The sequence below is a fragment of the uncultured Planococcus sp. genome (assembly GCF_947501725.1).
GTDB lineage: Bacteria > Bacillota > Bacilli > Bacillales_A > Planococcaceae > Planococcus > Planococcus donghaensis_C.
The window spans coordinates 1-20,836 of record NZ_CANMXD010000020.1; the positions used below are offsets into that span (position 1 = coordinate 1).

Here is a 20,836-nt window from a genome sequence, read left to right on the forward strand (position 1 = left end):
TGATATCGACTAGCAAGCTTCTCTCTTTGATTGAAGCAACACGCTCCCAAACGGGCTGGCCACGAAGACTCCTGTGGAATCAGCGATAGCTGAAGACCCCGCAGGAAAGGCATTGGCCGAAACTTGTGAGGTCAAGCCTTTGCGACGAAGCTAGCGCAGCGATGCAGGAGCATGGTGTTCAATACAGTCTGAAGCTGAGCCCTCGGAAAGCGAAGTGGCCGGACCGCTTGAGGATTATGCACCGCCATACATTTTGGTCAAACTTTGTCTACAGTCTGAGAGCTGCACCTTGCAGCTCTTTTTTTGTTGTAAAGTTTTACTTCTTCCTATTAGGGAATTTTCAAGTAAGAGCGATTTAGGAATTTGGAACGGCTGCAGTAAATGACAGACGAAGAGAGGAAGAGCCCCATGAAAAAACTTGGAATGATTGGCGGTACGGGACCTGAGTCAACTGTCGACTACTACCAATCCATCATCAACAAATTTCAGGAACAAACCGGTAGTCAGGAAACTTTGCCGGAACTGCTGATCTACAGCATCAATATGTATAAAATTTTCGACTTGCTTGAAACCGGACAGGAAGAAGAACTGGCGGAATATCTAGCGGCCGCCGTACTGAGCCTGGAACGGGCAGGAGCTGATTTTGCGGTCATTTCAGCGAATACGCCGCATATCGTCTTTGACCAGGTGCAGCAGAAAGTGAACATCCCGATGGTAAGCATCGTTGAAGAAACGTACCAGAAAGCCCGACAGCTGGAACTCCGGAAAATTGGTTTGCTCGGAACCCAGTTCACCATGGAAAATGATTTTTTCAAAGAACCATTCAAGATCAATGGAAAAGAGATTTTCGTGCCGAATGAACGGGAACAACAATACATTCATGAAAAAATCGTCAAGGAACTGGAGCAGGGAATCGTCAATGAGGAAACGAAAAAAGAGTTTCTGGCGATTGTTGAACGGATGATCGAACAACATGAAATCGAAGGGCTGATTCTTGGATGCACGGAGTTTCCGATGATTTTCAAGCCAGAGGATCTGTCTATCCCGCAATTGAACACAGTGGAAGTCCATGTTGCTAAGATTGTCGAAATGATGACGACAGGCTGAACAGGTCAGTGGGAGAATAGGTTTTCCTTCCAGGTAGAGATTTTTTTTCGCTTGTTTAATAGCAGAACCAAAAAAGTTACAGAAATCCTGTAATCCCTTTCTTTATGATAAAATCAGTTTTCTGGCGTATGCCGCCGTATTCGGGGTCCTCTGGTTTGTTGAGCCAGTCGGCCATGCAAAAGCCATTATGGGGAGCGAGCGGCATCGCCTTGGCTTTGGCTGTCAACCTTGGTCCCGTGCCGACTTCACTGAAAGCTTTCTGCTGTATATTCGGATTGGTGATCATCTGCCTGCTTCTGGAAAAACTGAAAAAGACGAAAGCATAAGCCTTAAGAGTAAAAATTAGGAGGAATGCAAAATGGTACAGCAAAACCAGTCATCTCATCTCAAGCAACAACTTTTGAATCGGCTCGATAGCCGGAAGGAGGAAATGATCCAGATCCGCCGCCATCTTCACCAGCATCCGGAGCTGTCATTCAAAGAAGAAAAAACTGCGCAGTACATAGCTGATTTCTATCAAGGGAAAGATGTCGAAGTGCAGACAAATGTCGGAAACGGTTTCGGCATCATCGTCACCATCAAAGGCGGCAAGCCCGGCAAGACCATTGGCCTGCGCGCCGATTTTGACGCGCTGCCGATTCACGAGGAAGTGGATGTTCCGTTCAAGTCCCAGAACGCGGGAGTCATGCACGCCTGCGGCCATGATGGCCATACAGCTTATATGTTGGTGTTGGCAGACTGCCTGATCCAATTGAAAGAAGAACTGTCAGGCACCATAAAAATCATTCACCAGCATGCAGAAGAAACACCACCGGGCGGAGCGAAAAGCATCGTGGAATCCGGTGTGCTCGATGACCTGGATGCGGTTTTCGGCACCCATCTGTTCCCAACCGATCCAGCCGGGACCATCGGCTACCGAAGCGGCTATGCCATGGCGGGCAGAACGTACTTCAAGCTGAAAATTCAGGGACGCGGCGGCCATGGCTCGTCTCCACAGAATGCCAATGACCCGATTGTCGCGGGGGCTCATTTCATCACCGCCGTACAGACAGTGGTCAGCCGTCGCCTCAATCCATTTGAAATGGGCGTAGTGACGATCGGCTCCTTTGATGGCAAGGGTTCATTCAATATCATCAAAGACAGCATTGAAATCGAAGGCGATGTCCGTTACATGAACGACAAGACGCAGCAGCTGATCGACCGGGAAATCCATCGTATTGTCAGCGGCATTGAACTACAGTTTGATGTGAAATGCGATTTGGTCTACACTGCCGATTACCCGCCGCTGAAAAACGATGAGGCCGTAACGGAAGAGGTCGTAGCCATCCTGAAAAAAGCCGACGATCCCGATATCAAGGAAGTGGTCGAATACCCGGTATTTTCCGGTTCGGAAGACTTCGCTTATTACTTGGAAAAAACACCAGGGCTGTTTTTCAACATCGGCTGCAAACCGAAAGGGCAGTCGGAAGTCTTTTTTAACCATCATCCGAAATTCGATATCGATGAAGATGCCTTGCTGGTTGCCGCTAAAGCGGTCGCATATGTAGTTTGTGATTATGGCCAGCAGAGCTAAGTTTGGAGTAGAACCGTTCCCCCTAAAGGAGCGGTTCTTTTTTTCTTCATTTTTTTAACGCAGACTTTTAAAATCTGCGAGATGGAAAATAAACGCGGGATAAAGTAAGATAAAACCACAAGCAAAACCCTTGCCTTTAAAGGAGGTGGTATCAGATGACAATCGCTGTTCAATTGTCAGCGTCAGAAAAAACTCATGCAAAGCCTGGTAGTTGGAGAGGCGATACTTTGCATGGGGTACACGCAAGAACAAATCGCTCCCGCCAAACAGCGCAGTCCATCGTGCCAGGCTTCCTTCCTTATACATCCATCCGAAAAAACATAAGGAGTGGTCTCACATGATCCATGTAAAAGAAACGAACCAGAACAGTGGCAGCACAGCGGACAACCCAAAAGCGTTTATCCGGAATGACCAATACAATTTCATCAAGGACCAGACAAGAATCCTGGTGGCGGGACAAGCCAGCGCAAATGATGCTGAGGTATTGAATGTACTCAGGCATCTCGCACACGAAAAAGTCTATAAATTATTTCCTTCACTTACCGAAGAGCAGAAGAGGATCCTCAACCCATTGGTACAGGTGAAGGAACTTGGCGATGCAGAAGCATTTCTGGGGCAACTTCAGCCGTACGTCATTCCATTCAAAGCAGTTACTGACCAAGGATTAAAGAAGTTATTCCCTAAAGCAAAAAAGTTCAAAGGTCCAAAATTCGAGACCATCAACTTCGGCAGAACTTCCTATTTGGCGTGGACGGAAAGTTCCAATCTCATGTATTTGGTGGCGGATGAAAACAATCGGTTGATCGGTGTCCAAGGCAGCTTTACACGCAGTGCGAAGCAAGGCATCTGCACTATTTGCAACCGCCACAGCGAAGTCGGCATGTTCATCGCTAAAACAAAAAGCTCCGGGCAGGATCAGTTCATCAAGCGGGGAAATTACATTTGCCAGGATTCCGCTGCCTGCAATGAGCATGTCAAAACCCTGGATCGTCTGAATGAGTTTATCGGACAGTTCCAGAAATAGCAAAGCACATAAGAACCGCTTCCGGAAGTCATGTTAATGACTTCCGGAAGCGGTTCTTTTTCTATCGGAAAAGCTAATGAGATCACTCGTTTGTTTTATGCCTTCTATTATAGCCTTCATTTTCCGATCGAATAAAGAAAAGGCATGGTTTAAATAATTAGAATTTTCTTTTAATTAAGTATTGATTTATAGTGAAAGCGCTTTTATAATGATGGTAATATCAAATGTCACGACACTGAACAAATGTAAAAAAGGGAGGCGGAAATCCATGTGGGGATGGTTCATCGTTTTGTTTGCTGCAGTCTGGCTGCTTCAACTTTGGATGGCCAAAGCGCAGTTGAAGAATTATCATGGCACGATCAGGGAGTTGAGCAGAAGGCCTTCAGGATATCTGGGTGTAGGGATTCAAAAACAGAAACTGGGAATAGGGGCGGTAGCAATTTTGGTGACTGATGAAGCCGGAACCGTGGTAGAAAGCCGGTTGATGCATGGCGTTACAGTGTTCAGCCGTTTTGAACCATTCACGAAGTACATTGGCATGCCGTTGGGAACTGTGTTGGAAGGCCTTAACGGGGAACCGATGGATCTGGCCTTTAAAATGGCAATTGAAAAGATAGAGGCGCAGATGAATGAAAAGACAAATCTAGCGGTATAAGGAGGAAGAATAATGGACTTTTTAGTTAGATTGGCAGAAGGGTTTATTGGCATGTTCCAAGCAGGCGGCGATGTTTTTGTCGGCTTGGTAACCGGCATCATTCCGTTGCTTGTTGTTCTGATCACAGCCGTAAATGCATTTATCCGTTTGGTGGGGGAAGAGCGCATCAACAACCTAGCGCGCAGAAGCACGAAGAATATCATTTTGCGCTATTCGCTGTTTCCTGTCTTAGCGGTTTTCTTCCTGACCAACCCGATGGCCTATACCTTCGGGAAATTTCTGCCGGAAAAACAAAAACCGGCATTCTATGATTCAGCAGTATCTTTTGTGCATCCGATTACAGGCTTGTTCCCACATGCCAATCCTGCTGAGTTGTTTGTGTATCTGGGAATTTCCGCAGGAATCACCCAATTGGGCTTTTCGCTTGGGCCATTGGCGATCCGCTTCTTTATCGTAGGGGTGATCGTCATTCTGATCCGGGGCATCGTCACAGAAATCATCACGGTACGTATGATGAAATCACGAGGCATGGAAGTCTAACTAACCGAGTGGTCTAAAAAAGGGAGGCAAAGAAAATGAGCAGCATTCAGACGCCATTGAATTTTAAGCCGGTGACAGTAACGAAAGGCAGAGGCGGTTGGGGCGGTCCGTTGACCATTCGGCCAAATGAAGAAAAGCGCTATATTGTGTCGGTAACAGGCGGTGGCATTCATCCCGTAGCAGAAGAAATTGCGAAACTGACCGGTGCCGAAGCGGTAGATGGATTTAAAGGTTCGTACGATAAAGAAACCATGGCCTGCGTCATCATCGATTGCGGCGGAACGGCCCGCTGCGGCGTTTACCCGAAGATGAACATTCTGACGGTCAATGTCAACGCGACCTCACCATCGGGACCATTGATGAAATTCATCAATGAAGAGAATTTCGTGTCTGGAGTGAAACTTGAAAACATCAGTGCAGTAGCGGCTCCATACGAAGACCAGGACGCTGTAGAGGACGCGGTCGAAAAAGTGGAGAGTCCGGCAGCTCGCCAAAAAACGCCGCAGGAGATAAAAGAAGAAGCGAAACAAAAAGCAGCCGGCTATAAGCAGAAGCCTGAAAAAATGAATATCATCGAGAGAATCGGCCGCGGAGCCGGTAAAGTGGTCGGGATCTTCTATCAAGCCGGCCGGGAAACCATCGATCAGGTGCTGAAGAACATTTTGCCGTTCATGGCTTTTGTCAGTATGCTGATCGGGATTATTACTTTTACGGGAATCGGTGACTTGATCGCCAACTTCGTTTCGCCATTAGCAGGAAATATTGGCGGCTTGCTGATCCTGTCAGTTATTTGTGCATTGCCGATCCTGTCGCCATTGCTTGGACCGGGTGCAGTTATTGCCCAAGTAGTCGGGGTTTTGGTCGGTGTGGAAATCGGACGCGGGAACATCCCGCCGGAATTGGCGCTGCCTGCCCTGTTTGCCATCAATCCACAGGTTGGGGCGGATTTCGTGCCGGTTGGCCTGACATTGGGAGAAGCGGAGCCGGAAACCATCGAAGTCGGGGTTCCAGCGGTCTTGCTGTCACGTGTTATCACCGGACCGCTCGCGGTTGTCATTGCATACTTGTTCAGTTTCGGTCTGTACAGCTAGAAAATAAGGAGGTAATAAGGTGGAGGATATCATGACAAAAAAATACGAGGCGAAAATAACGGAAATCGGTGAAGAAGTGGAAATCTTTTTAGATGAAAATATGCTGGTCATTTTCAATGACACAGTTCCTGAATCATTGAGGTCGATCGGCGTGATCCATGAACGGGCGGACCTTCTCGAGAAAGTCGAGTCCGGCGATGTGTTGGAGATCAACGGACAGCGGTATGAGATTTTATTTGTCGGAAGCAAGGTGAATGACACACTCGAAGAAATCGGCCATTGCACCATCGCCTTCAACGGTGAAACAGACGCCAGCTTGCCTGGAACGATGTGTGTGGAAGATAAGGCGCTGCCTGAATTGGAAATCGGCGCCACGATCCGGATTGTAAAGCGTTAAAAAGAGGAGGTTAGTTCATGCTTGGGATAAATAGAAAACTTGAAGAACTTGAGCGCAATGGTGAAATAATCAAAGTCGGTGTAGTGGGAGCCGGCCAGATGGGAAGGGGAATGATCTCGCAGATTGAAAGCATGGCGGGCATGCGTGTCGTTGCCACTGCGGATATTCAAATCGCCAATGTCACCAACGCATATGTGAAATCAGGGGTTTCAGCAGATGATGTCGTCGAAACCAATAGCGTCCAGCAAGCGGCAGCGGCCGTCAAGGAAGGCAAGGTCGTAGCGACAACAGATGCCCAACTGGTCACCTCATTGCCGGAAGTCGATGTCGTCGTGGATGCCACGGGAGTACCGGACATCGGAGCGAAGATTGCCTGGGACGCCATCCTCAACCGTAAGCATATCGTCATGCTGAACGTGGAGGCTGACGTTACGGTAGGGGTTGTTTTGAAGAAAATGGCCGATGCCAGCGGCGTGGTCTACACGGGTTCTGCGGGTGATGAGCCGGGAGCTATTATGGAATTATTCGATTTCGCCGATGCACTGGGCTTTGAAGTGGTAGCGCTTGGAAAAGGCAAGAATAATCCGTTGAACCTGAATGCAAATCCTGATACTGCAGCGGAAGAGGCTGCCCGAAAAGGAGCCAGCCCGAAAATGCTCGCTTCTTTCCAGGATGGCACAAAAACCATGGTCGAAATGACAGCAGTGGCAAATGCCACAGGCTTTTTACCTGATAAACCAGGCATGCATGGCTTTGTCAGCGACGTGAAAGGCTTGCCTGAAATCTTCAAATTGAAGGAAGACGGCGGAGAAGTCAGCAATAAGCGGATTGTTGAATACATCAACGGCATTGCACCCGGCGTATTCGCCATCATCGCTTCTGAAAAAGAAGAAGTGAATCACGAGCTGAAGTATTTGAGTATGGGGGATGGGCCGAATTATGTGCTTTATCGTCCGTATCATCTGACCAGCCTGGAAACACCGATTTCGATTGCGCGTGCTTATATCTACAATGAAGCGACGATAGCGCCTTGGCACGGGCTCCAAGCCGAAACGGTGACCGTAGCGAAAATCGATCTGGCAGCAGGTGATTTCCTGGACAGCATCGGAGGATTCACAGTATACGGCCATATCCTCACAGCGCAGGAAGCACGGGATAAAAATGCATTGCCGCTGGGATTGGTTGATAAGAACGTCCGCTTAAAGCGGGATATCAAAAAAGGCGAAATCATCAGCTATGACGATGTCGAACAAACTAAAGATTCGACGATTTGGCGTCTGCGCCGCATGCAGGATGACACGTTTAAAGCGGAAGCTGAAAGAGAGATTTCGGTAAAAGCCTAGCCCGTCCAATCTCATGTAGAGGAAAAACCCAATCAACTGAATGAGAAGGTGTCCAAACATGGAAATCAAAACTATGGAAGCGGCTTTATTCTGCAACCATTGCAAAGAAGAAGTGAATCATGAAATCACGTATATCAACGATGATATAAAAAGCATCCGATGTGAGCAATGCAACAAGACCAAGAAGCTCAAAGTGGACGTCAATAAGAAGTTCTATAAAGAAGTCTATGACCGGATTTCCTCGAAGCCGACACGGATCACGCAGGAATACAAAGACGACTTGAGCCACCTGCTGCTTTCCCTTCCTGTGCGGACGGTCAGCAAGCCGTATCGTCTGCTGAAGGACGTCAATGCTTCCCGGAAAATAATCAAGCAGTACAAGCAGAAAAAAAGCAGAGTTAAATAATGTTGCTGTCCAAGGGCCAGACTTCTCCATAACCATTCGAGAGGGGTGGCCCTTTCGATTAACTTGACTAAATAATCAAAAAATATTATATTTTACATATGTCACGTATATGAACATATGTAAAAGGAGGAAGACACATGACACAGAAACTGAAATTGCCGCCGCAAATTAAAGAAACGGAATTAAGGGATTTGTACAAGCAGATGTGGCTGATCCGTTTTTTTGAAGAAAAAGTGGACGAGTTTTTCGCAAAAGGGATGATTCATGGAACTACACATTTGAGTGTCGGACAAGAAGCTTCTGCCGTCGGTTCCATCGCTGTTCTGGAAGAGCAGGACAAGATCACCAGTACGCACCGCGGCCATGGGCATTGTATCGCCAAAGGGGCAACCGTAAATGGTATGATGGCTGAACTTTTCGGGCGGACAACGGGTTACTGCAAAGGCAAAGGCGGATCGATGCATATTGCAGACGTCGACAAAGGAAATCTCGGAGCCAACGGCATTGTAGGAGGCGGCTTTGCGATTGCTGCAGGAGCTGCACTGACTTCACAGATGAAAAATGCCGGCTATGTCGTCCTGTGCTTCTTCGGGGACGGTGCCTCGAATGAAGGCAGTTTCCACGAAGCAATCAACCTGGCGTCCATCTGGAAATTGCCGGTAGTCTTCATTTGCGAAAACAATCAATACGGCATGTCGGGGCCGGTGCGGGAAATGATCAACATCGAAGATATTGCCGCACGTGCGGCAAGCTACGGAATTCCAGGGAAAGTGGTCGATGGCAACGATGTGTTCGATGTCATGAATGGAGTCAGCGAAGCTGTAGAGCGGGCGCGAAACGGAGAAGGGCCCTCCATTATCGAAGCGAAAACATACCGTTCCAAAGGACATTCGAAGAGCGATGCCAAAAAGTACCGGACACGTGAGGAAGAAAAAGAATGGCTGCTTCGGGATCCCATCAAGCTGATGGCCGAAGTACTGATCGAGCAAGGGATTTTCACGCAACAGGAAGCCGATCAAACTAAAGCTGAAGCCAAAAAGGAAATCGAAGAATCAGTTGAATTCGCAAAAAACAGTCCAGAGCCGACTTTGGATGCTCTGATGGAAGACATTTACGCATAAGGCGGAGTAAAGGAGAATCGACGCATGAGAGAGCTGACCTATTTAGAAGCAGTAAGAGAAGCCATGAGCCAGGAAATGCGTGACAACGAAGATGTCTTTATATTAGGGGAAGACATCGGCGTCTATGGCGGCGCATTCGGTGTCACCCGTGGAATGATAGAAGAGTTTGGTCCGGAACGGATCCGCAATACGCCTATTTCAGAAGCGGCCATCTCGGGAACAGCAGTTGGAGCGGCGCTGACGGGTATGCGGCCGATCCTGGAGCTGCAGTTTTCCGATTTCATGACCATCGCAATGGACAACATGGTCAACCAGGCAGCAAAGATCCGTTATATGTACGGAGGGAAAGGAAAAGTGCCCATGGTGCTCCGGACGCCAGCCGGCTCTGGTACGGGGGCTGCAGCGCAGCATTCGCAAAGTCTGGAAGCCTGGATGGCCCATATACCTGGGCTGAAAGTGGTCCAGCCTTCAACAGCTTACGACGCCAAAGGATTACTGAAGGCGGCGATCGATGATGACAACCCGGTCATCTTCTATGAACATAAACTTTGCTACCGGACGAAATCCGATGTTCCCGAAGAGCTCTATTCGATTCCGCTGGGCAAAGCCGATATCAAGAAACAAGGAACGGATGTGACGATCGTCGCGACAGCGATCATGGTCCATCGAGCGTTGGAGGCCGCTGAGGAACTTGAAAAAGAAGGCATCCACGTCGAGGTGATTGACCCGCGGACGCTCGTGCCGCTCGACATCGATACCATTGTCCAGTCCGTCCAAAAGACTGGTCGTCTGGTCGTGGTCCATGAAGCGGTGAAGCGCGGTGGATTCGGCGGCGAAATTGCCAGCCTGATCGCAGAAAGTGAAGCCTTCGATTATCTGGATGCGCCCATCAAGCGGCTTGGCGGAAAAGCGGTTCCGATTCCTTATAATCCGGAGCTGGAAAAAGCGGCGGTTCCAGGAGTGGCTGATATCGTCACAGCTGTCAAAGAAACGCTAAACCGCCTGTAGGGAGGAAAAACAGATGGCCAAAGAAATTTTCATGCCGAAACTGAGCAGTACCATGGAAGTCGGCACCTTGCTTCAATGGTTCAAAGAAGAAGGAGATTCGGTCGAAGTCGGAGAACCGTTATTTGAAATCATGACCGATAAAATCAATATAGAAGTCGAGTCCTATGAGGAAGGCACCTTGCTGAAACGCTATTTTGAAGAAGACGATGAAGTGCCGATCAACCATGTTGTCGGCTATATCGGTGAAGCAGGGGAAGAAGTTCCCGAATCGCCACCGGGAGAGTCCGGCGTAAGCGGCAAACCCGTCGCTAAGGAAGCACCCCAACAACAGGAACAAGCCGAATCGAAGGAGCAGCCCTCTGAACAGCCGGAAAAAGTCCGGGCAACTCCGGCTGCCAGAAGAGTCGCCCGGGAAAGGGAAGTCAGCCTCACAGAAGTCGAAGGCTCAGGTCCGAAAGGGCGGATTCACCAGGCGGATGTTGAAGGATTTGCCACGGCTTCCGCCGCCACCGCTTCCAGCAGTGCTACGCCGCTTGCTGAAAAAGTAGCGAAAGCGGAAGGTGTGGAATTACAGGAAGTCAGCGGCAGCGGTCCGCGAGGCAGGATTTACCGGGCAGACGTAGAGCAAGCCAAGCAACCGGCGGCTTCTCAAGCGGCACCGGCTAAACGGGTGAAAATGGCAGGAATCCGGAAAGCCGTAGCAGACCGGATGCTCCACAGCAAAACGACCGCACCGCATGTCACCCTCAATAGTGAGATCGATATGGCTGAAGTGGTGGCGATGCGCAAGCAATTGCTGGGCCCGATCGAAAAACAGACCGGTTACCGGATCAGTTATACCGAAATTATCTTAAAAGCGACTGCCCATGCGTTGAAGCGGCATCCGAACATCAATGTTTCATTGGAAGGCAATGAAATTGTCCATCATGAAGCCATTAATGTCGGATTGGCGGTGGCACTCCAAGATGGACTGGTGGTGCCGGTCATCAAAGACGCCGACCAGAAAGGCTTGGCTGAACTTACAATAGCCTGCAAAACAGCCGGACAGGCAGCCAAAGACAGCAAATTGAAGCCGGACGAAATGTCAGGAGGCACCTTCACCATAAGCAACCTCGGAATGTATGCAGTCGATACATTCAACCCGGTCATCAATCAGCCGGAATCGGCGATTCTTGGCATCGGTCGAATCAATGAAAAGCCCGTTGGCCTGAATGGCCAGATTGTGCTTCGCCCTATGATGGGAGTTGGGCTGTCATTTGACCACCGTGTCATCGATGGAGCACCGGCGGCTGCATTTCTAACCGATTTGAAGGCAGTGCTTGAAAATCCATTTGAATTATTAATGTAAGGGGTAGATCCTATTGAAGACTTATGAAGTGGCGGTGGTCGGCGGCGGACCAGCTGGATATGTGGCGGCCATCAGAGCCGCCAAGCTTGGCAGGACAGTGGCCTTGGTGGAAGCGCGTGAACTTGGCGGAACATGCCTCAACCGTGGCTGTATTCCTTCCAAGACTTTGCTGCGGCACGCCGAAGTCATCGAAAGCATCGAGAAAGCCAAAAGCTGGGGCATTGAAACAGGACCGGTCACCGTATCCTTATCCAAAATGATGGAACGCAAAGATGAAGTCATTCAAAAACTTCGGACCGGTATTGCCTATTTAATGAAACAAGGAAAAATCGATGTCTTGAATGGCTACGGAGAAGTGCAGGCGGATGGCGTCATTCAAGTCGACCTAAATGGGAATCAGGAAACGATCAAAGCTGATAAAATCATTTTAGCCACTGGGTCGAAACCGATTGTCCCGCCTATTCCAGGTCTGGAGAGAGGAAATTTCCATACCAGCGATACGATTTTTGACATCACGGAAATTCCGGCCTCTCTGGTCATTGTTGGAGGCGGCATCATCGGTGTGGAATTTGCCTGCATCTTCGCTGCCATCGGCGTGCCTGTCACGATCATTGAAATGAGCGGCAGTATTGTTCCGAGCGAAGATCCGCAAGCTGCAAAAGTTCTGGCAAAATCACTGAAGAAGAAAGGCATCACCATTTTAACGTCAACCAAAGTGACGGCAGTGGAGCAGGGAGACGAGGCTCGGCTGATTCATGTCGAGGATGAGAATGGGCACAAGGAAACCGTGCAGACAGACATGATTCTGCTGTCGGTCGGCAGGTCACCCAATACCTCGGCATTCAACTCCCTGGAGCTGGAGATGAACGGCCCTTTCGTGAAAGTGAATGAAAAGATGGCCACCAGCCTTCCGAATATATACGCAGCCGGCGATCTGGTCGGCAATTGGCAGCTTGCGCATGTAGCGAGTGCCGAAGGCTTGGTGGCTGCAGCTAATGCAGCAGGACAGGAAGAAACGATTGATTATCATGTGGTGCCGCGCTGCGTCTACACAAACCCTGAAATTGCCAGTGTCGGGATGACCGAAGAAGAAGCAGAACAAAAAGGCATCCCTTTCAAAGTGGTGAAAGTGGATCATGCCGGAAACGGCAAAGCATTGACATTGGATGAAAAAGAAGGCTTCACCAAATTGATTGCCGACACCACCTACGGAGAAATCCTGGGCGTTTCCATGGTCGGCCCCCATGTGACGGAAATGATTGCGGAACCGTCCGCCTATATGCGGTTGGAAGGCACAGTCGATGAGCTGGCTACCATGATCCATGCGCATCCGACAGTTTCCGAAAGCCTGTATGAAGCCGCTGCCTCTTGGTTGGGGAGGGGCGTGCATCACTAGAAAAGCGGAAGCGCCCGTTTAGAACCGACAGGCTTAAGGCGGTTTGCCGAAGCGGCGTTTTGTGCCGCACAGGCAAATTGACTTAAGACCCCGAGGTTCTGGGCGCTGGAGTCTGGACAACTAGAAAAGCGGAAGCGCCCAGCCAGAGTCTGGACAATAAAGAAAAGCACTAAAATACTCTACTTTCTTAAGCTGAAAAGCCGATTGGCCTGATGCACTAAGCATCAAGCCAATCGGCTTTTTTAGAACATATGTAACCTAGTTCAGTCCATTGGCTTTTTAGGTTGAAGCAACAAGTCTGCCGTAACGTCATCGATGATCAATACGTCCAGGTAACCGCCTTTTAAAGCGGCTCTAAGGCTTTCCACTTTATGGGCGCCTTCGACAATGCCGACGACCTGTGGGATGTTCTTGAACTCTTTCAGATCCAGGCCGATGACCAGGTCATTCAACGGATGCTTGATCTGGTTGCCGTCCGCGTCATAAAAGCGCGAACCGATATCTCCTGCAGCCCCAGCACTCTTCAATGAATCCAAATCTTCTGTAGTCAGATACTTCATATCGACCATAGTCGAGCCTTCGAATGGATTGCCAAGTCCGACAACCGCCATTTCCACATTGCGCCCTTCTTCCAGTACCATGGCGATATCCTCCGACTGGATCAGCCGCTCTTTCAATTCCACAGATTCCACCATGGCAGGTGCATACAGATAAGAACAATAAGAGTTCATCTTTTGAGCCAGCTGATAAGCGAGCAGATTTGAATGGATGTTTACAAATTTCCGGCCCATTCCCCCGACCAGCGGGACAATTTGGAGGTCGCGATGCTGTTCATACGGGTATTCCTGTACAAATTTAGATAAGGTGCTGCCCCATGATATACCCAGTGATTTAATGTCTTTGATATTTTTGGATACATAGGAAGCCGCCGCTTTTCCAAGGGCATGTTTAATCATGTCGGTGCCTAAATTGGCTGCAGGCACAACCAAAGCTTCTTTCAGGCCATACGCTTTTTCCAGCTGCTGCTCCAATTCCACTGTATGAGCATTCTCATCTTTGATGTAAATTTCCACTATGCCCATTTCCCTTGCCTTATTCAGCAGTTTTGAAATCACCGGTCGGGATACACCCATTTTGCTGGCGATTTGCGCCTGGGTCTGACCGTCGAAATAGTAGAGGTTAGCGACCTTTACGATCTGTCTGCGTTCTTCCCAATTCATCATCGTTGCACCTTCTTGTCAGAGTCCGATTTGCGGCTGTAAAGTCCAGCTTGTTAACCGCTTTCATGTCTCCATTATACGATTTCCCCCTTTCTTTGTACACCGTTGCAAAAGGTAAATGCTCCCAAAACCTTCGACCTTGGAATGTTTTTTATATTAATAATAGAATTTTCCGTCAATTAATAAGGTAAAATAAGAATAGGCATAAGCCGCACAAGTTTTGGGTTTATCGCAGAATTGAATGCGAGGGAGGAATGAATTAATTGCGTTTAGCGACAATCAAACAATCAGAAAAAGAAATGGTTGCCTTAGTACTGGCATCCGGAGTGGTGCCGTTTGAGCGGTTGAACGATACGTTTAACCAGCAATGGGCAACGAATCTATTGGAACTGATGGAATCGGATCAATTGAACGCGTTGAACCATTGGTTTCAAGATGAATTCCAGCAAAAGACAAAAGAGGAGTCCTTTAAGGAACTGATCATTCCGTTCGATCAGGTCAGCTACGCACCGCTTTATCGCCATCCGCGAAAAATTTGGGGAATCGGTTTGAATTATGTGGAGCACGCGGCCGACCTGCATGAAGTCTCACCCAACACCGAACCGGCAAGTTTTATGAAACCTGACACGACGATTATCGGTCCGGGGGATACCATTCAGGTGCCGTTGCAATCGGAGCGCACCACTGCCGAATCTGAACTTGGCATCATCATCGGCAAAGAATGCAGGGATGTTTCGGAAGAAGAGGCGCTCGGTGTCATAGCCGGCTATACGACAATTATCGATATGACAGCAGAGGATATCCTGCAGAAAAATCCACGTTATTTGACGCGGGCCAAAAGCTTCGATACATTTTTCAGTTTTGGTCCACAGCTGGTTACGCCGGACGAAGTGGAGGATGTACTCGAGCTGAAGGTGGCGACTGTCATCAACGGGGAAGTTCACCGGGAGAATACGGTTTCGAATATGACCTTTCAGCCGCAGTTTCTGATTTCATTCCATTCCAAGGTAATGACTTTGCTGCCAGGCGACATCATTTCGACCGGAACCCCGGGAGCCGTGGTGATCCGGCATGGGGATGTAGTGAGTTGCCGGATTGATGGGTTCGAACCGCTCGAGAACCCAGTGGAAGATTTGAAGCCGGGTAGGTAAGTTGTCTATCCGCAAAAAAAAAGACCGCTGCGCTCCCAACCTGAAATTGGAGTACAGCGGTCTTTGGCATGTAGCAGAGTCAAATCTTAAAAGGCATATTGGAATAAAGCGTAATAAAGTGGTCCCAGCAATACCAGCATCAACGCGCCGGAAATAATGGTCATGGATGCAGTGCCGGCTTCAGGGTCTTCCACAGTGACATGCGACTTGATGAAAAAGAAAAACAACAAATCCCATAAGACCACAGCCGCAAGAACCACTTGCCAGACAAAAGGCGTGAAAATCTGGTGATGGGTGACAAACCCGAACAGGCCTACCCAGGCAATGACTGTAAATGCCAGGTCGATCAGGAAAACAGGGCTTCGGTAGCCGCCATGAATGAAAAAACCAATCGTGGACGTGGCTAGAAGTGCAGCATATATGTACCAAAAAATTTGTATCATGAACTTATTCCTTCTTTCATAGGCATCTTACCCATTATAAGAGAAGGCGGCTGGAATTAAAATTTTTCCGCTTATGATTTTCAGACCGTAAAGGCAAGAATGAGGATGCATGTTCCGGCTCCCGGTTATAAACTGGAGATAACAGCGGGAAGCACAAAGCTGAAGATCCCGCAGCACTGGGATATAATGAAGCAAACAGATAGATAAATTAAATAAAGCATTTGCATAGGATTCGAGCGGAAGGAGACGGCATGATGGAAAAGGAAAATTTGTCTTTTGATGAGATGTGGGAAAAAGTCATGGCTTGTGATCGGAAATACGACGGTCTTTTTTACACAGCAGTCAAAACAACCAAAATTTACTGCAGGCCATCCTGCAGATCCCGGAAGCCCAAAAAGAGCAACGTCACATTTTATACGACCATGGTTGAAGCTGAATCGAATGGATTCCGGGCATGCAAAAGATGCCAACCCGAAACGGAATTTTCACCTGATGAAGAACTGACACGCAGAGTGATGGCTTACCTGACGGCCAACTACAGGGAAAGCATCAACCTGCCGTCCATTGCTGACCATGTCGGCATGAGCCCGTTTTACCTGGAGCGTGTATTCAAGCAGGAAACGTCTGAAACGCCGCGTTCCTGTCTGGAGAGGATTAGGGTCGACAAGGCAGCACACCTGTTGGAATACACTGATCTGTCCAATCTTGCTATATGTTTTGAAGCCGGTTTTCAAAGTCCATCCAATTTCTATAGAATATTCCGCAAGCTGAAGGGATACTCACCAACTGAATTTCGAAAGCAGAGCGAGGCGATGACTTCATGAAAAAAGTACACGATGAACTGTATACGGAAATTTCGACGCCTGCTGATTTTAATTTTGCTGAATGCCTTGTCCATCTGGGCCGGTCTTCGCAGGAAAATCTGTACCGCCTGGATGGAGGCAAAATCACCAAACTGCTGAAGCTCAATGGACAGCTTGTGCTGTTTCATATCAGACCGTCGACTGGAAATTTGCGCCTCGAATTTCCATTGGGCGCGCCATCTGTGCGGGAAAGAGAAATGGCTGCAGTCTTTGTAGTGGACTGGTTTGACTTGAAAACAGACCTGCGGGAATTTTTTGTGATGGCGGAAACGGATCCGGTTTTGAACAGCGTTGTTCAAAAATATTATGGGTTGCGGGTGATTGGCGTACCGGACTTGTTTGAAGCCCTGGTCTGGGCAGTTATGGGACAGCAAATCAATCTGACTTTCGCCTACAGTTTGAAGAAGAGGTTTGTCGAAAACTTCGGGGAATCCCTGACTTACGAAGGCGAACGTTATTGGACATTTCCAGAGGCTGAGACAATTGCCGCGCTGACTGTTGCGGACTTAAAAGCTTTGCAGCTGACGGGCAGAAAAGCGGAATACATTCTTGGCATTGCCACGGCGATGGCGAAAGGCGGATTGAATAAGGAAACGCTGCTCATGCAACCGGACATGGAGCGTTCTTTACTGGAAATTCGGGGAATCGGCGCCTGGTCGGCTAATTACGTCATGATGAAATGCCTGCACAGCCAATCAGCCTTTCCGTTCGCGGATGTTGGCCTGCATAATGCTTTGAAAGCCCAATTGCAACTCGACCGGAAACCGACACTGGCAGAAATTGCAGAGCTGGCGAAAAATTGGGAAGGGTGGCAGGCTTATGCCACATTCTATCTATGGAGGTCTTTATTATGAATGAATTGCACAAAGCTGAATTCCAATCCCCGATCGGCGTCGTGGAAATCATCGGGACCGAAAGGGCAATCCTGTCGATCCTGTTCAGTGAAAAAGTTGAATTGGACTACCCAATCGGACCGGATAGTCCATCGGTCATAGTGGATTGCCAGCGGCAGCTGGAGGAATACTTTAAGGGAGAACGCATGGAATTCAACATTCCCTTCGAATCAACCGGCACTCCATTCCAGCAGAAAGTCTGGTCGGCATTGACCGAAGTTCCATATGCAGAAACCGTCTCCTACGGGGCGATTGCTAAAGCAGTCGGCAGCGAAAAAGCCGTAAGGGCAGTGGGGAATGCCAACAGCAAGAACAAGCTGACCATTGTTGTGCCTTGCCACCGGATCATTGGATCGACCGGCAAACTGACCGGCTACGCCGGGACATTGACCCGGAAAGAATGGCTGTTGCGGCATGAAAAAAAGGTTGGAAAAAATCTTCAATCCGTTAATAAAACATAATAAACCCCCAGCTAATCGACATTAGCTGGGGGTTTTGCAAATACACTACTCATTTCGTCTGCGCTTCCGCTTTTTCAGACTCATTCAAGTCAACATCCACAGAAGTGACGAAATAGCGCTTGTCAGCATCCGTTTTGAGTTCGACTTTCTTTCTGTCGAACAAGGAGACCGTTTCAATTTTTTCTATTTCGCCTGTCTTGATATTTTCTTCATAGATGCGGTAACCGATGATTGCGTCATCTCGCACCGCGTGCCAGGAGATGTTGAAAGCAGAAGCCATGACGTTTGCCGGAGGCTTCGGCTGTTTTTCCTGGACGCTTGAATCGGAAACGAGTTCGGCGGTAACGACCAGGCGCTCTTCGTGGGAGCCGATGTCACGGTTGAAATCGCCGGTACAGGTGATTAAATTGATCATCCGCTTGTCCGAGCTGCCGAAAATCTCTTCAATCGGCGCTTCGTCGGTTTCATAGCTGGTCAAGTTTTTCACCTCAAACACCATCTTGCGCCCATCCGCGTCGGTCAGAACTACAGTTTCTCCAACTTTTACGTCTTTCAGTTCATAAAAGACTGCTGGTCCCGTCAAACTGTCGACATGTCCAGCTAATACGGCGTTGCCTTTGGCGCCAGCTTTAAAACCGGGTTCAAACCACCCAACTTGATCCACGTCTTCCGGCACACCCATTTCGCCGTTATCCAGAATACCGGTCGGCTCGATGTTTGCTTTAACACCGATCGAAGGGACTTCAATCTGCGAAGGCTCCATGCCTCTAATGCTTTCCTGGCGTTCCCGCTGCAGCATCTGCAGCTTTTCCCGTTGTTCCGGAAGGATAGGAAACTCCGCAATTTTGTCGACATAGTTGCCGGCCGTTTTCTCTTCAGCTGCGGCTTGTTCTATTGGTTCATTCTGGTCGATCAATTCGGCATCTTCTTCAATCGTCGGACTGGCCGCTAAAGGCTTCAATATGATGAACAAGACGAGACATAAAACAATCGCCGTTCCCATGGTGACAAGCTGCTTCATCTGCATTCCCTCCTTTCCAATCAGGAACAGAGAGAGCCAGTGGCCCTCCCTGAACTATTATTGCTGGTTTTTACTTTGACGATACGTAATTGTTCCAGCAGCCAATAAGATCATCATGCTCAATGTGATCCAAAGAATCATGGTGTTGGATTGGTTAGCAGTGCCGCCGAGTCCTGTGGCCGGCATTTTTTCAGGTGCTGTGTTTTCGAAATTCTCCGGGAATTGATCAACGATTGCGCCGCTCAATCCTTTACCGATATCAAACATGATCGCATAGCCTGCACGGTAGTTTTCATAAGATGCTGCATAATCGCCTGATACGTATTGCTGGAATGTATCTACAACTGAAGTTTCATGTGCTTGTACACCTGCAATGGTTTCATCCAAAGGCATGCGGTCTTCAGTTGCGCTGTTCAGGAATGTTCCAAGGTCAGTTGCAAATGTGCTGGTCAACGTAGTTGTCGCTTCTTCTACAGCTGGCTGATCGTCAGCTGCTGCAGCGGTAGCCAAGTCGCCTTGAACAGAAATGTGTTCGTTGTTCCAAAGTTCAACAAATTGGTTGCTCGCTTCTTCACCGTAGACAGAAGCAAGTGCTGCACGGAATTCTTCGGTGTTCTGGTCTTGTGCCCAATCTGCAAAATCAAAGTCTTCAGATCCATTATAGCCTTTTGTCATGCTCAGTTGCGCCAAAGCGAAATGCTCGGCTGCAATGCGGTTGACTGTTGAACGGAAATCGCCGGCTGGTGTGTTCGGATCAGAAAACTGATCCGGGAACTGAGCGGAAATCGCTCCACTGATGGCGCTTCCGGCTCCGAAGATTTGCGTGAAGCCTTCCAGGTAAGAAGTATAAGCCGCTTCGTAATCACCTTCTACATACAGATCAAATGTTTCTTGAACGAAATCTTCATGCTCACGAAGAGCGGCAGTCGCGCCGTCTTCTGGAAGATTCCCTTCTGTTGCAGTGCCGAGGAATGCGCCCATGTCGTCAACGAACGACTGGATTTCTGTTAACGCTTCTTCCTGCATGGCTTCGTCGCCTGCTTTAACAGCGGCAGCGTAATCGTCCGTGCCCATATTATGCTTATCGAAAATTTCAACGAAAGCAGCTCCGCCTTCTTCGCCGTAAACTGAAGCGATGACCGGCTCCATGTCCGCAGCGTTGGCATCCAATGCTGCGATTGATGCTTCTGCCGCTTCGTCTCCATCATAGATTTTCATCATAGAATCGACAGCCAGCGCATAATGCTCCGACAATAAGGAATCCAGTGTGGCGCGAAGTTCCACGCCTGTCGTTTCCGTTGGCGGAAGTTCATCCGCGAATGCTGCTGTTCCCATTCCGGGAACCAAAAGTGCGGCTCCAAGTACAGGTGCTAAAACTTTTCTCCATTTCATAATAAAACCACTCCTCTTTTTTAAGTTTCTTACACACATAACGGAGGGGTTCTGGAATTAGATCACTCTTTTCATATAAAAATAAAAGAATTGTACGCCGAGCGAGCTGATCAATAACTATAGCTTCTATATGGAGATGAATGAGAGGTTGGCGTCCGTGAGCAGGTTTTACTCACGGACAAAGGCAGTTTGCCGGGGCAAACTGTTTCCATTCTGTTCTTTTCTGTGTTGGAATTTGGGGTTGGCAGGTAAATAGGGGCGTTTGGACAGTATTCAAGTTGAGTTGGACAGTATTTAGCATGGAATTGAGATTAGACTTAAAAGTGGACACGACTAAACGGTTTTCGACATACTGAAACTACCAAATCAAAGGACGTGTCAAT

22 protein-coding genes are annotated in these 20,836 nt (G+C 48.6%); 18 read left to right on the top strand and 4 right to left on the bottom strand.

The genetic code is table 11. From position 1 onward, the window contains the following. The first annotated feature begins 408 nt into the window (after positions 1 to 408). From Q0785_RS19680 to lpdA, 14 genes are all read left to right on the top strand, one after another. Positions 409 to 1,107, top strand: coding sequence for an amino acid racemase (locus Q0785_RS19680; RefSeq protein ID WP_298834354.1), 699 nt, complete (start codon positions 409 to 411; stop codon positions 1,105 to 1,107). 173 nt (positions 1,108 to 1,280) lie between these two features. Then, on the top strand, positions 1,281 to 1,433 hold the full coding sequence (locus tag Q0785_RS19685; RefSeq protein ID WP_298834356.1) for a hypothetical protein: 153 nt from the start codon (positions 1,281 to 1,283) through the stop codon (positions 1,431 to 1,433). A 32-nt stretch (positions 1,434 to 1,465) separates the two neighbouring features. After that, positions 1,466 to 2,680 (top strand): amidohydrolase, encoded by a 1,215-nt coding sequence (locus Q0785_RS19690; protein WP_298834359.1) that lies wholly within the window; start codon positions 1,466 to 1,468, stop codon positions 2,678 to 2,680. Between the two features lie 337 nt (positions 2,681 to 3,017). Next, positions 3,018 to 3,704: a FusB/FusC family EF-G-binding protein gene (locus tag Q0785_RS19695; protein WP_298834362.1), complete on the top strand. Its 687-nt coding sequence runs from the start codon at positions 3,018 to 3,020 to the stop codon at positions 3,702 to 3,704. Positions 3,705 to 3,972: 268 nt separating this feature from the next. Further along, on the top strand, positions 3,973 to 4,359 hold the full coding sequence (locus Q0785_RS19700; RefSeq protein WP_298834365.1) for a transcriptional regulator GutM: 387 nt from the start codon (positions 3,973 to 3,975) through the stop codon (positions 4,357 to 4,359). Positions 4,360 to 4,371: 12 nt separating this feature from the next. Next, the gene (locus Q0785_RS19705; protein WP_223636426.1) at positions 4,372 to 4,899 is read left to right on the top strand and encodes a PTS glucitol/sorbitol transporter subunit IIC; all 528 of its coding nucleotides are present in this window, start codon (positions 4,372 to 4,374) and stop codon (positions 4,897 to 4,899) included. Positions 4,900 to 4,934: 35 nt separating this feature from the next. After that, positions 4,935 to 5,990, top strand: coding sequence for a PTS glucitol/sorbitol transporter subunit IIB (locus Q0785_RS19710; protein ID WP_298834368.1), 1,056 nt, complete (start codon positions 4,935 to 4,937; stop codon positions 5,988 to 5,990). A 31-nt stretch (positions 5,991 to 6,021) separates the two neighbouring features. Continuing rightward, entirely contained in the window at positions 6,022 to 6,387 is a 366-nt protein-coding gene (locus Q0785_RS19715; RefSeq protein ID WP_298834371.1) for a PTS glucitol/sorbitol transporter subunit IIA, read from the top strand. Positions 6,388 to 6,404: 17 nt separating this feature from the next. Next, the gene (locus Q0785_RS19720; protein ID WP_298834374.1) at positions 6,405 to 7,730 is read left to right on the top strand and encodes an NAD(P)-dependent oxidoreductase; all 1,326 of its coding nucleotides are present in this window, start codon (positions 6,405 to 6,407) and stop codon (positions 7,728 to 7,730) included. A 58-nt stretch (positions 7,731 to 7,788) separates the two neighbouring features. Next, positions 7,789 to 8,136, top strand: a complete 348-nt coding sequence (locus Q0785_RS19725) for a bh protein (protein WP_223636434.1) — start codon at positions 7,789 to 7,791, stop codon at positions 8,134 to 8,136. A gap of 137 nt (positions 8,137 to 8,273) precedes the next feature. Further along, positions 8,274 to 9,257, top strand: a complete 984-nt coding sequence (locus Q0785_RS19730; RefSeq protein WP_298834381.1) for a thiamine pyrophosphate-dependent dehydrogenase E1 component subunit alpha — start codon at positions 8,274 to 8,276, stop codon at positions 9,255 to 9,257. A gap of 24 nt (positions 9,258 to 9,281) precedes the next feature. Further along, complete coding sequence (locus Q0785_RS19735; RefSeq protein ID WP_298834384.1) at positions 9,282 to 10,265, top strand: alpha-ketoacid dehydrogenase subunit beta; 984 nt, start codon at positions 9,282 to 9,284, stop codon at positions 10,263 to 10,265. A 13-nt stretch (positions 10,266 to 10,278) separates the two neighbouring features. Then, complete coding sequence (locus tag Q0785_RS19740; protein WP_298834387.1) at positions 10,279 to 11,613, top strand: dihydrolipoamide acetyltransferase family protein; 1,335 nt, start codon at positions 10,279 to 10,281, stop codon at positions 11,611 to 11,613. A gap of 13 nt (positions 11,614 to 11,626) precedes the next feature. Further along, positions 11,627 to 13,009: a dihydrolipoyl dehydrogenase gene (gene lpdA / locus Q0785_RS19745; protein ID WP_298834390.1), complete on the top strand. Its 1,383-nt coding sequence runs from the start codon at positions 11,627 to 11,629 to the stop codon at positions 13,007 to 13,009. 263 nt (positions 13,010 to 13,272) lie between these two features. Here lpdA and Q0785_RS19750 read toward each other — a convergent pair whose 3' ends face one another. Further along, positions 13,273 to 14,232, bottom strand: a complete 960-nt coding sequence (locus Q0785_RS19750) for a sugar-binding transcriptional regulator (protein WP_298834394.1) — start codon at positions 14,230 to 14,232, stop codon at positions 13,273 to 13,275. A gap of 260 nt (positions 14,233 to 14,492) precedes the next feature. On the opposite strand from Q0785_RS19750, the gene Q0785_RS19755 reads away from it, so the two are divergent. Then, positions 14,493 to 15,380: a fumarylacetoacetate hydrolase family protein gene (locus Q0785_RS19755; RefSeq protein ID WP_298834396.1), complete on the top strand. Its 888-nt coding sequence runs from the start codon at positions 14,493 to 14,495 to the stop codon at positions 15,378 to 15,380. An 86-nt stretch (positions 15,381 to 15,466) separates the two neighbouring features. On the opposite strand, the gene Q0785_RS19760 is transcribed toward Q0785_RS19755, so the two are convergent. Then, positions 15,467 to 15,823: a hypothetical protein gene (locus Q0785_RS19760; RefSeq protein ID WP_223636456.1), complete on the bottom strand. Its 357-nt coding sequence runs from the start codon at positions 15,821 to 15,823 to the stop codon at positions 15,467 to 15,469. 254 nt (positions 15,824 to 16,077) lie between these two features. On the opposite strand from Q0785_RS19760, the gene Q0785_RS19765 reads away from it, so the two are divergent. The 3 genes from Q0785_RS19765 to Q0785_RS19775 are packed head-to-tail and all read left to right on the top strand — an operon-like array spanning position 16,078 to position 18,040. Beyond that, entirely contained in the window at positions 16,078 to 16,647 is a 570-nt protein-coding gene (locus Q0785_RS19765; RefSeq protein WP_298834400.1) for an Ada metal-binding domain-containing protein, read from the top strand. Beyond that, positions 16,644 to 17,540: a DNA glycosylase gene (locus Q0785_RS19770; RefSeq protein ID WP_298834402.1), complete on the top strand. Its 897-nt coding sequence runs from the start codon at positions 16,644 to 16,646 to the stop codon at positions 17,538 to 17,540. Before Q0785_RS19765 ends, Q0785_RS19770 begins: the two co-directional genes overlap by 4 nt. After that, positions 17,537 to 18,040, top strand: coding sequence for a methylated-DNA--[protein]-cysteine S-methyltransferase (locus tag Q0785_RS19775; protein WP_298834405.1), 504 nt, complete (start codon positions 17,537 to 17,539; stop codon positions 18,038 to 18,040). Before Q0785_RS19770 ends, Q0785_RS19775 begins: the two co-directional genes overlap by 4 nt. A gap of 49 nt (positions 18,041 to 18,089) precedes the next feature. Here Q0785_RS19775 and Q0785_RS19780 read toward each other — a convergent pair whose 3' ends face one another. Beyond that, positions 18,090 to 19,061 carry a class F sortase gene (locus Q0785_RS19780; protein WP_298834408.1) on the bottom strand — a complete coding sequence of 324 codons (972 nt, stop codon included), beginning with the start codon at positions 19,059 to 19,061 and terminating at the stop codon, positions 18,090 to 18,092. Between the two features lie 57 nt (positions 19,062 to 19,118). Continuing rightward, complete coding sequence (locus tag Q0785_RS19785; protein ID WP_298834411.1) at positions 19,119 to 20,453, bottom strand: hypothetical protein; 1,335 nt, start codon at positions 20,451 to 20,453, stop codon at positions 19,119 to 19,121. Positions 20,454 to 20,836 lie beyond the last annotated feature (383 nt).

Bases quoted from the DNA above. Each gene is read 5' to 3' on its own strand.
- Q0785_RS19680 (WP_298834354.1), top strand. From the start codon at position 409: ATGAAAAAACTTGGAATGATTGGCGGTACGGGACCTGAGTCAACTGTC.
- Q0785_RS19725 (WP_223636434.1), top strand. From the start codon at position 7,789: ATGGAAATCAAAACTATGGAAGCGGCTTTATTCTGCAACCATTGCAAA.
- Q0785_RS19735 (WP_298834384.1), top strand. From the start codon at position 9,282: ATGAGAGAGCTGACCTATTTAGAAGCAGTAAGAGAAGCCATGAGCCAG.
- Q0785_RS19780 (WP_298834408.1), bottom strand. From the start codon at position 19,061: ATGAAGCAGCTTGTCACCATGGGAACGGCGATTGTTTTATGTCTCGTC.
- Q0785_RS19695 (WP_298834362.1), top strand. From the start codon at position 3,018: ATGATCCATGTAAAAGAAACGAACCAGAACAGTGGCAGCACAGCGGAC.
- Q0785_RS19770 (WP_298834402.1), top strand. From the start codon at position 16,644: ATGAAAAAAGTACACGATGAACTGTATACGGAAATTTCGACGCCTGCT.
- Q0785_RS19740 (WP_298834387.1), top strand. From the start codon at position 10,279: ATGGCCAAAGAAATTTTCATGCCGAAACTGAGCAGTACCATGGAAGTC.
- Q0785_RS19705 (WP_223636426.1), top strand. From the start codon at position 4,372: ATGGACTTTTTAGTTAGATTGGCAGAAGGGTTTATTGGCATGTTCCAA.
- Q0785_RS19690 (WP_298834359.1), top strand. From the start codon at position 1,466: ATGGTACAGCAAAACCAGTCATCTCATCTCAAGCAACAACTTTTGAAT.
- Q0785_RS19685 (WP_298834356.1), top strand. From the start codon at position 1,281: ATGCAAAAGCCATTATGGGGAGCGAGCGGCATCGCCTTGGCTTTGGCT.
- Q0785_RS19765 (WP_298834400.1), top strand. From the start codon at position 16,078: ATGGAAAAGGAAAATTTGTCTTTTGATGAGATGTGGGAAAAAGTCATG.
- Q0785_RS19700 (WP_298834365.1), top strand. From the start codon at position 3,973: ATGTGGGGATGGTTCATCGTTTTGTTTGCTGCAGTCTGGCTGCTTCAA.
- Q0785_RS19785 (WP_298834411.1), bottom strand. From the start codon at position 20,453: ATGAAATGGAGAAAAGTTTTAGCACCTGTACTTGGAGCCGCACTTTTG.
- Q0785_RS19720 (WP_298834374.1), top strand. From the start codon at position 6,405: ATGCTTGGGATAAATAGAAAACTTGAAGAACTTGAGCGCAATGGTGAA.
- Q0785_RS19710 (WP_298834368.1), top strand. From the start codon at position 4,935: ATGAGCAGCATTCAGACGCCATTGAATTTTAAGCCGGTGACAGTAACG.
- Q0785_RS19760 (WP_223636456.1), bottom strand. From the start codon at position 15,823: ATGATACAAATTTTTTGGTACATATATGCTGCACTTCTAGCCACGTCC.
- Q0785_RS19730 (WP_298834381.1), top strand. From the start codon at position 8,274: ATGACACAGAAACTGAAATTGCCGCCGCAAATTAAAGAAACGGAATTA.
- Q0785_RS19715 (WP_298834371.1), top strand. From the start codon at position 6,022: ATGACAAAAAAATACGAGGCGAAAATAACGGAAATCGGTGAAGAAGTG.
- Q0785_RS19750 (WP_298834394.1), bottom strand. From the start codon at position 14,232: ATGATGAATTGGGAAGAACGCAGACAGATCGTAAAGGTCGCTAACCTC.
- Q0785_RS19775 (WP_298834405.1), top strand. From the start codon at position 17,537: ATGAATGAATTGCACAAAGCTGAATTCCAATCCCCGATCGGCGTCGTG.